At 62.1% G+C, this 13,537-nt stretch carries 10 protein-coding genes; 5 read left to right on the plus strand and 5 right to left on the minus strand.

The window, feature by feature from the left end; translation table 11 throughout:
* Positions 1-71: 71 nt before the first annotated feature.
* Both AC58D2_RS13055 and AC58D2_RS13060 read right to left on the minus strand, forming a co-directional pair.
* Positions 72-2,459, minus strand: coding sequence for a S9 family peptidase (locus tag AC58D2_RS13055; RefSeq protein ID WP_497390976.1), 2,388 nt, complete (start codon positions 2,457-2,459; stop codon positions 72-74).
* Positions 2,460-2,473: 14 nt separating this feature from the next.
* Positions 2,474-4,933, minus strand: a complete 2,460-nt coding sequence (locus AC58D2_RS13060; RefSeq protein ID WP_497390978.1) for a TonB-dependent receptor — start codon at positions 4,931-4,933, stop codon at positions 2,474-2,476.
* A gap of 367 nt (positions 4,934-5,300) precedes the next feature.
* Between AC58D2_RS13060 and AC58D2_RS13065 the strand changes: the two genes are divergently transcribed.
* The 4 genes from AC58D2_RS13065 to AC58D2_RS13080 are packed head-to-tail and all read left to right on the plus strand — an operon-like array spanning position 5,301 to position 8,337.
* Positions 5,301-6,053: a helix-turn-helix transcriptional regulator gene (locus AC58D2_RS13065; RefSeq protein WP_497390980.1), complete on the plus strand. Its 753-nt coding sequence runs from the start codon at positions 5,301-5,303 to the stop codon at positions 6,051-6,053.
* Between the two features lie 59 nt (positions 6,054-6,112).
* A complete protein-coding gene (locus AC58D2_RS13070) occupies positions 6,113-6,694 on the plus strand; it encodes an acyl-homoserine-lactone synthase (RefSeq protein ID WP_497390982.1) in 582 nt (193 codons plus the stop codon).
* An 11-nt stretch (positions 6,695-6,705) separates the two neighbouring features.
* The gene (locus tag AC58D2_RS13075; RefSeq protein WP_497390984.1) at positions 6,706-7,572 is read left to right on the plus strand and encodes a phytanoyl-CoA dioxygenase family protein; all 867 of its coding nucleotides are present in this window, start codon (positions 6,706-6,708) and stop codon (positions 7,570-7,572) included.
* Positions 7,573-7,602: 30 nt separating this feature from the next.
* Positions 7,603-8,337: a transcriptional regulator domain-containing protein gene (locus AC58D2_RS13080; RefSeq protein ID WP_497390986.1), complete on the plus strand. Its 735-nt coding sequence runs from the start codon at positions 7,603-7,605 to the stop codon at positions 8,335-8,337.
* Here the strand turns inward: AC58D2_RS13080 and AC58D2_RS13085 are convergent.
* The 3 genes from AC58D2_RS13085 to AC58D2_RS13095 all read right to left on the minus strand — a co-directional run bounded on the left by AC58D2_RS13085 (position 8,234) and on the right by AC58D2_RS13095 (position 12,324).
* A complete protein-coding gene (locus tag AC58D2_RS13085) occupies positions 8,234-8,557 on the minus strand; it encodes a helix-turn-helix domain-containing protein (RefSeq protein ID WP_497390988.1) in 324 nt (107 codons plus the stop codon). The genes AC58D2_RS13080 and AC58D2_RS13085 overlap by 104 nt on opposite strands.
* Positions 8,558-8,692: 135 nt before the next feature.
* A complete protein-coding gene (locus AC58D2_RS13090) occupies positions 8,693-10,582 on the minus strand; it encodes a hypothetical protein (RefSeq protein ID WP_497390990.1) in 1,890 nt (629 codons plus the stop codon).
* Positions 10,583-10,587: 5 nt separating this feature from the next.
* Positions 10,588-12,324, minus strand: coding sequence for a hypothetical protein (locus AC58D2_RS13095; protein ID WP_497390992.1), 1,737 nt, complete (start codon positions 12,322-12,324; stop codon positions 10,588-10,590).
* Positions 12,325-12,750: 426 nt separating this feature from the next.
* On the opposite strand from AC58D2_RS13095, the gene AC58D2_RS13100 reads away from it, so the two are divergent.
* Positions 12,751-13,537: ArdC family protein (locus AC58D2_RS13100; protein ID WP_497390994.1), on the plus strand; the 787-nt coding region annotated here is incomplete at its 3' end.

Below are 13,537 nucleotides of genomic sequence, written 5' to 3' on the forward strand. Positions count from 1 at the left end.
GCGCTCTCCGGGAGCGACGTCGGTCAATGGGGATGGATCGGCCTCAGCGAACACCCTTCGGCTTCTCGTAATCATCGCCAGTACTCGCGGTTCAGGCGGTCCCGGAACTGGGCAACCTCCGCCTTCGAGAAGGTCAACTCAAACGCTGCCGGAGGCTCCTCCGAGGCAAGGTGCTCGACCAGGAAATCCCACGCCCGCCTTTGCGCATAACCACTCGTGAAAAGGAGGAAGTGGTCTGCGCCAGGAACGATGATGAGATCGAAGTTCTTGTTCGCTTCAATCAGCGCTGCGGAAAGCCGCATCGTTTGAGATACCAGAACGTTTTCATCCACATCGCCGGAAATCAGCAGAAGCTGCCCCTTAAGTTGCCCGGCTACTGTTGTGTTCGACTGGCCATCCCACTGCGACGCGTTTCCAGGGCCACGATATTTGTCGGACCAAGAGTGATGATAGATTGAGGAGTCGTGATTGCCGCAAACGGACACGCCGACAGTGAAGGTGTCGGGATAAGCCGCAAGCGCATGCGCGGTCGCAGCGCCGCCACCAGAATAGCCGATGATTCCGGCTCGATCCTTGGCGATGAAGCTGAACCGATCCCGCATTTGACCGACCACTGCCGCATGATCGGCCAACTGCGGTTCGAGGAGATGACCATAGCCGCACTGATGTATCGCTCTGCTGCGTGACGGCATGACGCGCGTATCGAGCATCATGACCGCGAAACCGAGCTCGGCGATCGACCTTGCCAGAGCCGAGTTTGCGGTCTCATAGAACTGCGGTTGCTGCGTGATCTGCGGCCCGGGATAAACGTAGTCGATCAGACTGTAGGTTTTTCGCTCATCGAAGTCAGATGGCAGGAAGATAATCCCAAACAGCGGGGTGACGCCGTCGGCGGCGACCGCGTCGAAGTGGCGTACGGACGGTTCATCGTCGCCGGCTGGCACGTGAACCAGCACTTGCCGAGTACCTGTCTCGAGATTGATGATTTCGGTCGAATTGCCTGCAGCCGCGTTGCCTAGTTCGGCAACGGCGAAGCGCTGATCTGCCGACAGGCCAGCGCGCGCGTCCCTCGGCTGGTGAGGATTATACGGGTCAAGCGGCCATGGTCCAGCTCGCGCAATTGTTACATCGCCGTCATGGCTCAGCAGCGTCCGCAGATCGCTGCCGTCGAGGTCGATCGAACAGAACGTGCGCCGACTGGGATCAGCAACTCGGTCCATGCCAGCTGCCGTGAAGAATATACGGCCAGAATCTTCATCGACGTCGACCAGATCCCTGACGATCCAGTCGCCACTTGTGATCTGATTCTTCAATTCTCCGGTTTGAAGGTCATAGAGGTAGAGATGGCCCCAGCCGTCGCGTTCGGAGTACCAAATCACCTCGCGCCGGCGTTCTAGGACAGCAATGTTAGGCGCGCGTCCCAGCACTTGGTTTGGCTCTACATAGCCTTGTTCAACCCCCTCACTAAGGATCACTCTACCACTGCCGGACTCCAGTTCCAGCTCGACGAGTTCCATCGATTTCCAATATCGATCGATCCGAACCAGCCAGACATTGTTGTTGTCGCCAAGCCATAGGAACTTGAAGGTGAAGGGAGAGTGCGCCTTGCTCGGGAAGCTGAAGTCGCCGAACTCGACGATCCGACCGGTTTGAACATCAATTGCAATGATGGTCACAAGCGGGACGGGGTCACCTGGTATCGGATAGGCAAACCTATGTAGAACAGGCCGCCCGCCTTGGGATGGGGCGTGCTCAACCAACCCGCTATGCGGAACGCATCTTTCGTCGGTACGATGCGAAATGAACCAGCGCGAATTTGCGGACCACAATCCCATCGGGAGCGCAGCCCTCCCGTGAATAGCAGTTGCCAGACTTGCTGCAGGATCAGCACCGTAGCGGCTGGCTGTTGTCCCGTCACAGGTAAGAAGCCGATGCTCACCGGTTTCAATCGAAAGCAGGGAGAGGTTGTCGCCGGCGAGGGAGCATGCATATTTCCCATCAGGCGAAAACAATGCTGGCTGCTCCACTGACGGAGAGGCCATTCTGAGCGAGCGGTCTCGCCAGCGCAGATGATAATCCATGCCGTCAACCGAGATGACAAGGGTATCGAGAGCGGACATCTCATAGCCGACGGCCGACCACGCTGGTGACTCTAAATCCGGCCCTCCAGCTTTAAGAACAAGATCGGCGATCTCGTCGAACGACATCCGATCAGTCGTACCGTTGTCCGGGTTAGCGACACGAGGTATCTTCCTTATAGTGCCGTGATGCCGTGAGACCTCCTCAACGACGTGGAAGTATGCCTTTGCTGAGATCCAATAGCCTTTAACGAAGGCCGGGTTGCAGACTGATATCCTGGGTCCGCTCATGCGAGCCGCCCGTTTATATTTCTGCAGCATCAGGCCCTCGCGGCATGGAGAAGGTTGCTCATCGGCAGCGCGCTGCGCGCTGCCGATCAACGAGATTCAACGAATTAAAAGGTCTTCTCGAGCGAAAGCCCGATTGTCCTCGGCTGAATGTAGGTGACGGACGCGCGGTCAGTTTCCCGTGCGATGACGCCGCGCTTGTCCGTCACATTGTTGATGTAAAGAGTGAACGTCCAATCATCCGATCGTGCTCCGAGCTTCGCGTCGAGGCGGGCATAGGAAGGCAAATACTCTCGGGGTCCGCCGGAAGTGAACACGCCAATCCGGCTGCCCACGAACGATAGATTACTCCCGATGAAGGCCGTCCAGTTCTCGTTGATCGGCGTGTCGACATCGCCGTACACAGCCGCGGACCAGCGCGAAGCGCCTGGAAGACGGTCGCCCGCCAATGCCCGTGAAGTGCTTGATGGGGGAAGATCCGCTGTAAGTTCGGCATCGTTGTACGCTACGAAACCGCCGAGGGTCACGCCATCCGCCGGATGCGTATTTACAGTCAGTTCAGCGCCATTGCTCTTGGCTTCGCCGCCGTTAATAACATAGTTGAAAATACCGTTGGACGCGCGAAGTTGGATGTCCTTCCAGTCGACCTTATACAGGGAAAGATCGAAATCGACAGCACGATCAAGGACACTCCCCTTGATTCCAAGTTCGTAGTTATACGTCTTGTCAGGTGCGAACTGACTGTTATCGCCTACAACTCTAAAATTCGGCCCGCCCGGTCGATAGCCTGACGCCAAACGCGCATAGACCATCACTGTCGGGCTGATCTTGAATCTTGGCGTGATCAAATAGGTGAATGCGTCAGACTTGGTTCGATCAACAGTGGTGAAACCCGGCATACCTGCCGAGAGCGCACCGTCCTCGCTGATTGAAAGGGATTGCTTGATATGAGACTGTCGCGCACCGAACTGGATATCAAAACGGTCAGACAGGCGGAACGTCACATTGGTGAAGGCCGCAAGCTCTTTGTAGGTTACCCTGTTCTCTGAACTTATCAGGATACCCGCAAGATCGCCGGTTGCGGAATCAGCGGAGACAATATCCTCGAGGTGGTTCACTCGCTCGTCGGAGTAAAATCCGCCAACGAGCCAATCGATATTGTCAGTGAGCGGCACCGATATACGAAGTTCCTGCGTGAACTTCTTCAACCGGTCGCGGCTTGTGAAAGGCGTGCCGGATACACCGAAAATATCCTCTGAAAGAAACGCCAGGCTCCGTAAATCCTGCGAATTGGAAAGCCGATTGGTCCCATAGGCAGAAATGGACGTGATCGTGGCGTTGCCGATCTTGGCATCGATGGTGGCATCGTACAGGCGCGTCCTTCTCGCAAAGCCGCCGATGCCTGGGATCGTGCCGCTCTCGAGTTCACCGAACGGACCGATCTGCGAGTCTGCCGGACCCCTCTGATCGAAATCCTGGACAAGCGCGCCGATCTTTATCTTGAAATCCGGCGACGGCTCCCACAGCAAAGATGCCCGCCCGCCCCTGCTTTCGCGCTCGTTCAGATCCCGCACGTTGCGAATGGGGTCATCAATATATCCAGGGTCGAGACGATAATAACCGCTTACGCGAACGGCCACCGTTTCTGAGATCGGCATGTTAATCGCGCCGTTCAGATTGTAGCCTACATCGCGACTGTAAGAGACTGCATTGAGCCCGGCCCCGATACGGCCGCTCACCTCATCCAAGTCGGGATCAACGGTCACAAACTTAAGCAAACCGCCAATGCTGCTTGCGCCGTATAGGGTGCCTTGCGGACCGCGAAGAACCTCGACCCGCTGCAGCTCACTCGGATCTAGCTCAGGCGGTGTAAAACCACCCCCGAGCGCAGTGGACCCGCCGAAGGGCACATCGTTGATCGTGATCCCAACAGTGGGATTGGTGAAGCCACCGGTGGTCACGCCGCGAATTGACAGCGAGGGAACGCCACCTACGAACGGATTGAGGTTGAGGCCCGGAATCCGCGCATAATAGTCTTCGATGCGCGACAGGTTAGCGCGTGCGAGGTCAGCGCTCTGAAGCGCAGTGACCGGCACCGGCACCTCCTGTAGACGCTCCTCGCGCTTCTGCGCCGTCACAATAATCTCTGATCCGGCTTCAGTAGTATCTCCCTCCTCCCCCGATGACGAAACCGTCCTGGTTGTTTGAGCTCGTTCGCGGCTCGACGCGGTCTGCGCCTGGCCAGCAGCGCGTATCGTCGTGATGCCCGTGCCGGGGTCGCGGCTGGCTTCCAGGCCAGTACCTTGAAGAAGCATCCGGAGCGCCTGCTCGATAGTATAGCTGCCCTTGACCGCGTTGGTCCGCTTGCCGCGCACCTCACGCGCAGGCGCAAGCAATTGAATGCCAGCTTGGCGCGCAAACGCGTGAATGCCCTTGGATGCTGATTGGGCAGACACGTCGAAGCTTCGCGTCTGCGCCATCGCAGGTGCTGCAAAAGCCACGCATGCAACCGCAGCCGCCGACCCCATCAGCGCCCGAAGCGCCCGGCTCTCAATCAGTTCCCCCATGATCTACCCCTTGCTTGCGTCCTATATGGACCTTCAGGGCCTAGATGCACACGAGTGAGCGTTCCGACGCTTGGTTACAAAAAAATGTCAATTTGGCTTCGGTTCGATGCAAGGACGGTTGCTGAGGAAGCCGGTGAACGGCGGAGCTGCGTTCTGCTTATTGCATGTAATGGCGTCGGAAAATCGAATGGTGCGCATCTAACCAACAGAAAAGGAGCCAAATACTGCGGAATCGGTTCACACGGATCAAGTGATTTTATGTTGGAAATTTCCAACATAGTTTGAGCCTACTTGTTTGTGATCTAGCAGCATTGGCTGACATGGACCGATTATGTTCGCAAACGGTCTCATCGCGGAGCGACTTCGCATGCGGCTTTGGAGAATCACTGAAGAATTTGCCAGCCAATGCCAGGCGCTGGACGACGAGCAGACGCTCTTTAATTTGATGACGGCGGTCTCGCGCGAACTGGGGTTCAGCTATTTCGCGCTCGTCCATACGCTCGCCTTTCATCATGACGCGCCGCATCTCATCAAGATCATCAACTATCCCGCCTGGTGGCGTGAGCGCTTCGAGCAAGAGCGTCTCTATCTAGACGATCCCATGCTCACCGCGAGCGAACGCGCCGGTCGCGGCTTTGCCTGGCACGAAGTCTGGAACTTCGTCGATCCCGAACCCCGCTTCATTCGCATCCTGAATGCAGCGGAGCGACAGGACGTCGGCAGCGGATTTACGCTGCCGGTGCGCATCGCCGGCGAGCCCGCCGGGTCCTGCTCGTTCGCGACCCGCGCGGGCGTGACGCTGCCATTCCGGTGCCTCCACTGCGCCGGCATCCTGGGCGGCTTCGCCTTCGAACGCGCGCGCCTGCTGCGCGGTTGCGCGCGACGTATCGGCCAAGTCCCGCATCTCTCGCCGCGCCAGCTCGACTGCCTCGTGCTTATCGCGCGCGGCTGCTCGGACAAGGCGATCGCGCGGCAGCTCGGCATCAGCCCGGACACGGTACGCGACTATCTAAAGGCGCTACGGCTGCTCCTTGGTGTCTCGACCCGCGGCGAGATGACCGTGCGCGCCCTGCGCCTCGGCATCGTCGGGTTCGACGACGCAATCCCCCCATCTGGGTGAACTGACCGCACGGGCCTCTGATGCTCTTTGTGCTCCCGCCTTTTCAACGGGAGCACATCATGATTCAACTCTATTGCGGATTTCAGGCAGCCTTCACCGGCTGTCCCGCCATGTTCGCCGATCGCAAGATCCAGTTCGTCGACACGCTGCGCTGGCAGGTGCCGGTGGTTGCCGGCCGCTACGAAATCGACCAGTTTGATACCGAAAGGGCGATCTATCTGACTGCCCTCGAGGGTGGCACGCACATCGGTTCGCTGCGCCTGCTGCCGACGACCGGCCCGCATATTCTCGGTACCCTCTATCCCGCGCTTGCGTGCGACGCCGTGCCACGCGGCGACGGCGTTTGGGAAATCACCCGCCTGTGCCTGCCTAGCCGGTTGGGCGCGGTTGGCAGGCGAGCGGTGCGCGACGCTTTAATCCGCGAGATGGTCGATGTCGCGCTTGCCTCAAGATGGTCGGTGCTGACCGGCGTCGTCACCAGCAGCTTTTGCGCGCAAGTGCTGGCCATGGGCTGGCGCGCCGCGCCGCTCGGCGAGGGGATCGATGGCCTCGCGGCGTTCCGGATCGACATCGATGCCGCGACGCCCGCGTTGCTCGCGGCGGCAGGTATCAATCGCGCGCCCATGCGCGCCGCGGCGTGAGGGCGGGGAAGATGACTGACACGCTCCACACCCATCTTGCCACCGACGGCTTCTGTATCGCGCGCGGCCTGCTCGATGCATCCGTCCTAGCAGCGCTCGACGCCGACCTGTTACCCGTCATGGCCTCGACGCCCTTTTGCGACGGCGACTTCTACGGCCGGGCCACCAGGCGGCGCGGTGGCCTGCTCACGCGCTCGTTGATCACTGAGCAGCTGGTGCGCCATCCGCTTGTGCTCGATCTGGTCGAGCGCGTGCTGCTCCCCCATTGCGACTGCATCGCGCTCAACCTGACTCAGGCAATTGACATCCACCCAGGCGCACTCGCGCAATATCCCCATCGCGATCAGGACATGTGGGCCGGACCCAAAGGCGAGGTCGAATATCTCGTCAATGTGATGTGGCCGCTTGTGCCGTTCACGGCTGAGAATGGCGGCACGCGCCTTTGGTCCGGCAGCCACCGCGCCGACTGGCAAGGCCATGAGGACGAGGCACTGGCGAGCGTGCCGCGGGTCGATGTCGGCGATGCGCTGCTGTTTCTTGGCAGCACGCTGCATGGCGGTGGCGGCAACAGCTCGGCTGACGTGCGGCGCGGCGTGGTCGTGAGCTACTGCCTCGGCTGGCTCAAGCCGTTCGAAAACCAATGGCTGATCTATCCACCCGCGATCGCGCGGTCGTTCGATCCCGCCCTGGCAGCGCTCATTGGCTATACGCAGCACCGGCCCAATCTCGGCAATGTCGAGGGCCGCTGCCCGTCCGAGCTGCTCTGGCCGTCAGGCGACGCCCCGGCCGCCGACGCCCTGCTACCCGAACAGGTCACGGCGCTCGGGGACTATGTCGCGGGGCAGCGGGCGGCGGGTGCGGCTGAGATCGAGCGCTGAGTGCGCCTGTTGTGACAGCGCAGGGCGGCGATGCCTGCGGTCGACTGGCGCGAGGCCGCCGCCTATGCGCCTCTGCTCGGCGCCGACCGGTCGGCCTTTGCCTGGGAATGGCTTCGCCGATCCGCCGATTATAGGTCCGGCTATGCTGGGGGAGGTTCGCCTGCAGCCTTCGGGCTGGTATGTTTGGAGAGGCCGGAACTTCCCGTGTGGCAAGCCCTGCCGGTCTGGCGCGCCGAGCTCGACGAGGCCGTCTTGCGTTGCCGTGCGGTTGACGGCGCTGACCGGCTGAATCTCGGCGCCCTCGGCTGGCCGGTCAAGCTGGTCGCGGGGACCGGTGTGACGCATGTGCTGATCGGCGACGGCCTGCGCGGAGTGCGGATCGATGTGACCGGTCCAGTGTGCGACCCGTTCGTGCCGCGCTGGTCGCTGATGGGAATGACCGGCCTCGATGCACCGCTCGCGGCGCTCGATCGGTTGCGCAATCTCTCGCTAGGCCGCTCGCCGCGTGGGAAACCTGCGACGGGCAATCTTCGCCGGGTGGCGGTGCTGCGCGTGCATGATGCGCTTGTTGCCGGTGCCAGCTATCGCGAGATCGCCGCTGTCCTGTTCGGCGAGCATGTTATCGGTCCGCGCTGGTGGCTCGACACGCCCTACTGGGGGCTCAGGGTGTCCCGGCTGGCGGCCGCTTCGCGTGCCGCACTGGTCGCCGGGCCACGCCCGTGGCTTTGCCGCGGCTCACCCGCTTCTGATCCTCCCGCACATTGAGCAGGCTCGCCGTCTTGGGATCAAGCAGCGCGTGTGGCTCGACGCCGAATGCCTTGGCCATTTTCTCGATAATGTCGGTGCGCGAATAATATTTGGCGGTCTCGACCGCCGACACATGGCTGCGGTTGATCTTCGCATGATCGGCGAACACCTCCTGCGGCCAGTCTCGTGAATGGCGCAGCATGCGTACGTTGCGCGCAAGAATCTCCTTGACGTCCATCGCCCGGAATCGAACGACAGTTTGCATTTTGTTCTACCGGAAGTTTCCAACAAAGCGTAGTTGGCATCATGTTGGATGCTTCCGGCATTGCTGCGGCGGTCTGTTATCGCGCTTCGCCCGCTTTCCCGGATTGGATCAAAGCTTTGGTGATGGCTTGAGCTCGATATGCGTGGACCAGACGTGCGCAGCCTGATCGCCGAGCGTGCTGGCCATGATGGCGGAACGGCTCGCGCCGGCCCTCAGCATCGGTTGCCACAGCGCTCTGGGTATCGGCCTACGCCCGCTTTTGAGCTGGAGTTCGCCTTCCCGCGGTTCAACCGCGTCGCTATCGCCTTGCGCAAGCGCGTCGATAATCTCGAGCCAGACTTGCGGCGGGACGGGAAGGCGATGCAGCCTGCACGCGGTCAATACGATTGGCCAATGGCCCAGTTCGACCGCCGACAGCCGGTCATAGTCGGTGATCACGCCGCATTCGCGCCGCGCCATGGCGATTGTCTTCTTCTCGCCCTTGATCGGCGACACATCGCACAACACCGAGCCATGCCGATCCTCGCCGGTATAAAGCTGCGCCTCGCTGTCATGGTCGAGGAAGAACATCTGGAAATTGCAGTGCGGCAGATCGTCCTGCTTGAACGCGGCGAGACGGTCGACAACGTCGTCGCAGCCGAGCGCTTCCGCCCAGAAAGCCAACATCGGATATAGCACGCTGCCTTCGGTCGCCTCCTGGCGATATTCATCGCTGCTGCTCGCCGGGTGCGACACCAGATACCAATAGCTTGTGTGCCGGGTCGGATAGGCACCATGCGTGCGAAACGCGAACCACGCCTTGTCCGAAATGCTGTCCACCCATTGGCCGATCGCGTCGTGAAACGGCTTGCGGCAAGCGAGGAAGGTGACCGCAAGTCCGATATCGATCGCCTGCCAGTCCGCCATCGGGGTGAGCAGGGCCGGATTGTTGCGGATGAGCGCGACCAACTGAAGCGCCAGTTCGTCGATCGCTTCCGCCGCTTCGCCGTCGGGGACCGGCTGCGGCACTTTCGAAAAATCGTTCGCCATCCACACCAGCCACAGGCCCCTGAGCGCAATGCGGCCGACCGTTTCGAACAGCTTGAGATTGACGTCGACGGAACTCATCGAGCGGATCGCCGAAGAAATGCCGTGCTGGTTATCGGCATGCGGCAGTATCGCCTTGGCGTATAATTCGTCCCAGATCGCGTGATGCAGGTCGACCAGCGCGTTGAACGCCAGCCCCGCCGCCTCGCCAGCCTGGGTTGATTTGCCAAGGTCGGCCTTGAGAAGCTGCCAGGCGTGCAACAGCGCCATCTCGCTCGCGCGATACGGCGCCTCGACATTGTCGGCCTCACGCGCCCAGCCGAACATGATCCAGAGCGACAGCGTCATCTGCCGCACGCGGCGCAACCGGTCCCCGCTCTTGGCAGCAGAATCCTCGGTGAGCACGCGGATCAGCTGCCCGAAATGGCCCATCGCCACTTCGGGCTCTTCCACCATCGCCACCGCCTTGCGCAAATGACCGCGCAGATCACCCGCCATCAGGCCTTCGCGCAGCGGGCCTTCGTCGATCCGCGCGGCGAGATAATCACCATTCCACTGCCTGAAGCTGACACGCTCGGTCCTATTGAAATCGATATAGCCTTCGACATCCGAGCGAACGCTTTCGTGGATTCCGCCACCAAAGGTGAGGCAGATCACGATCGGCAAATGCGCATATTCGACCGGCAGCCGCGCGCGCAGATAGACGTGCAGAATCTCGTCGAGCGAGGGCTTGAGCGCCTGCTGGCCGACATTCCAGTCCGAGCGCGTCAGATTGCCGGCCTTGACCGAAAACAGGAACACCTTTTCCTGTCCATCGCTATCGCGGCCCACCGCGCCGATATCGACGCCGTGCTGGCGCGGACCGATACTCGGGCGCGAGAACACCCTGTAACCCATCTCGGTCAGCAGATCGGGCAGGATCGCATCCAGCTCACCGCGCTCGCGCAGCGACGCCAGATATTCGCGGATCATCAGCCTCATGTCGGCAACCGCTCGGCGCGGAAATGCCGCAGCAGCAGGTCGATCCCGTGCGGGTCGACCACGCTCATGCGCGCATATTCCTGGGAGTGCGAATGGCTCTGCATCTCGGTCACCAGCCGGCGCTCAGGCCCGGGTTCGTCGCCATAGTTCGGGACGTAGGTGATCGAGCGGTTGCCGTAGAGCAGCACGACCTTGGTCGCGAGCTGCGAGAAGATCGAATCCTTCTCGCCGGCTTTCATCGCCTCTTCCATTTCCTGTTGACGAAGGCGCCATGCGATCATGCGCTCGCGCTCGGATGGATCGAGCGCCTTTACCCGGCCGACCGCGCGCAACCCTTCGAGATAGGCCTCAAGCTGATCGAGCGCCGCTTCGACATGCGGCGTCGCAGGATCGGTCTTGTCCTCGACCGCCTTGCGCAGAAACTCTCCGAGCTCGCCCGAGTAATTGACCAGCAGCGGATCGAACATGAGCTCGGTCGCGCCCTTGACCGCAGCGCCCACGCCGGTGCGCATGATCGCCATCAGCAGCGACGCGGCGCTGATGGGCGTCGAGAACAGATAGCCGACCGCCTTGCGCGCCAGGAAAATGAGTTCGGCTGGACCATAGCCGAACGCAGCGATATCCGGCCGCAGCACCATCGGCGCGCCATGGACCTTGGCGACCAGCGCCATGATCGCTTCGCCGAGCGCCCGATCCCCGCTCACGAACCATTCGACCGCGAGCCTGTCGAACCGCGCACGATGCTTGATCAGCAGCTGATGCTCGAAACTGTCGAAGTGGTGGACGGTGAGCGTGCCGCGGTTGGCGGACAGGAGCGCCTGCACGATTGCGATGGCGCGCTCCGGGTCATCGCCTGCGGTCATCTGGTACAGGGCGTTATCGAGATTATCGCGCGCGGCGGGCTCGTCGCCCGGCAGGCTCGTCGCGATGGCGATGAGCTGATCGAGAATCTGCGGTGCCACGGCCTTCCATTGGAACCATAAGGCGGTCATCGCGCGCAGCCGCATCTCTGCGCCGCCATGGTCCGCCGCGCGCGCGACGATCGCCGCGGTATCCTGCGGATTGGCTTGCTCGCCGCGGCCATGCAGCTCGATCGCGGCCAGCAGGGCGAGGCCGAGCATTGCATCGTCCGTTTCATGATCGACATGGCCACGCAGCTGGGCGAGTGCGCGCGCCGCGCGTTCGGGCGCCGCGCCGAGTGAACCGAGCGCTTCCAATGCGGCGCTTCGTGCCGGTCCCGACTTGCCCGCGATCAGGCCCATCGCCCAGTCGAGCGCGCCGTCGGGATCGCCTGCCGATGCCCCTTCGAGCGCGAGACGCAGATACCAGCCGTCGCGCGGAGCTTCGAAATCGAGCAAAGCCGCGATTTTCCGGGCTCTGCCTGGGCCTGCGCACCAGGTTCGGAAAGGCAGGGCGATGAAGCCGCCGTCGCGGTTGGGTCCGCCCTCTTCGACGAGGCGGCGGACCGCCTGCAGCATGTGCGCGGGATCAGCCTCGAGCTGTGGCAGCACATCGGAATAAAATTGCTGGATCTCGTAAAAGCGGAAGCTGTCGCCGTCATCGTCGAACCCGTCGATCGCAGCGAGCAGATCGACGCGGCCGTCGTTGTGGAGCTGCACGGCGAGCGCCCGCATCGCAGCCTCGTCGCCATCCTCACGCAGATTATAGCGGCTGACGAAATCGAGCCACCGGCCCTCGTCGCACGCTTGTGTGATGTCCGCTTCGAGCGCCATGATTCCCCTTTGCCCTTGTCGGTCAAGATGGGGTCCATCACCGCGCCGGGCAATCATTTTTTCTCTTTTTGTTCTTCCGTCCCGCATGCGGCTCCATGCGACCGCGCTCTATGGCGCGCCATGCGCCGCCACCGAGCCCGCACGCGGTCTCGGCCTCCGGTGACGATCGCTGACGGGTCAGCGGGCGCCGCTTCCGCGACGGCGCTGTTGGTTCGGCCTCCCTTGCGCGCGCGGGGATGGCCGGCGCGCCTTCCTGGGCCCGTCGCGCCCGGCGGCAAGCGCTTCGCTTCGCTCGCACTGCTCCACTTGCGTTGCGCCCCTGCGGGTGCAGCCGGCCGCTGGTGCCGGTCCCTGTTCGTCGCCTCGCCGCCCATCCCCCCGCTTCGCCGGGGGCCTGCTGCTGGGGGGTCGTGAAGGAGGACAGCTATGCGCAAGACCCGTAACGTTCGTGCCCGAGGCAAGGCCGGTGATGCCGCGCCGCCGCGCGGCAATGTCTATGACGAAGTAACCACCCGCATCATCGCCGAATTGGAGGCAGGCCGTCTGCCTTGGGTTCAGCCGTGGGGAAATCCCGATACCGCCGGACCCGGCCTGCCGCGCAACGCGCTCACCGGGCGCGCCTATTCCGGCGTCAACATCCTCATCCTGTGGGGTGCCGTCATCGCTGGCGGCTATGCCTCGCAAAGCTGGCTCACCTTCGCGCAGGCGCAGGCGGCGGGCGGACGCGTGCGCAAGGGCGAGCGCGGCCAGACCGTGGTCTATGCCGACCGCTTCACGCCGCAGGCCGAGCAGGAACGCGCCCGCACCAGCGGCGAGGACGCCAAGTCCGTTCCGTTCCTCAAGCGCTTCACCGTGTTCAATATCGCGCAATGTGAGGGGCTGCGCGAAGGCCTCGCCCCGGAACCGACGCCGCTGCCCGAACGCGAGATCGTGCCGGTCGCCGAACGCGTCATCGCAGCATCCGGCGTAGAATTCCGGATCGGCGGATCACGCGCCTTTTATGTCCCTTCCGCCGACTATGTGCAGGTGCCACCGCAGCCCGCCTTCTTCGAGCAGGTGAACTATTATCGCACGGCCTTGCACGAGCTGACCCATAATGCCGCGATCCGGATTATGCCGCATGGCCTCCGCTGGAGGGCGGATAGCCCGGCATCGGCCATGCAGCTGTTCGGCATAATCAGAGCCCTTCCAGGAACGCGAGGAGGTTATCGTC

This window comes from Sphingopyxis sp. CR5 (assembly GCF_059693785.1).

Coding starts and splice junctions, on each gene's coding strand:
- AC58D2_RS13060 (WP_497390978.1), bottom strand. CDS start 4,933: ATGGGGGAACTGATTGAGAGCCGGGCGCTTCGGGCGCTGATGGGGTCG.
- AC58D2_RS13065 (WP_497390980.1), top strand. CDS start 5,301: ATGCGGCTTTGGAGAATCACTGAAGAATTTGCCAGCCAATGCCAGGCG.
- AC58D2_RS13070 (WP_497390982.1), top strand. CDS start 6,113: ATGATTCAACTCTATTGCGGATTTCAGGCAGCCTTCACCGGCTGTCCC.
- AC58D2_RS13075 (WP_497390984.1), top strand. CDS start 6,706: ATGACTGACACGCTCCACACCCATCTTGCCACCGACGGCTTCTGTATC.
- AC58D2_RS13080 (WP_497390986.1), top strand. CDS start 7,603: ATGCCTGCGGTCGACTGGCGCGAGGCCGCCGCCTATGCGCCTCTGCTC.
- AC58D2_RS13085 (WP_497390988.1), bottom strand. CDS start 8,557: ATGGACGTCAAGGAGATTCTTGCGCGCAACGTACGCATGCTGCGCCAT.
- AC58D2_RS13090 (WP_497390990.1), bottom strand. CDS start 10,582: ATGATCCGCGAATATCTGGCGTCGCTGCGCGAGCGCGGTGAGCTGGAT.
- AC58D2_RS13095 (WP_497390992.1), bottom strand. CDS start 12,324: ATGGCGCTCGAAGCGGACATCACACAAGCGTGCGACGAGGGCCGGTGG.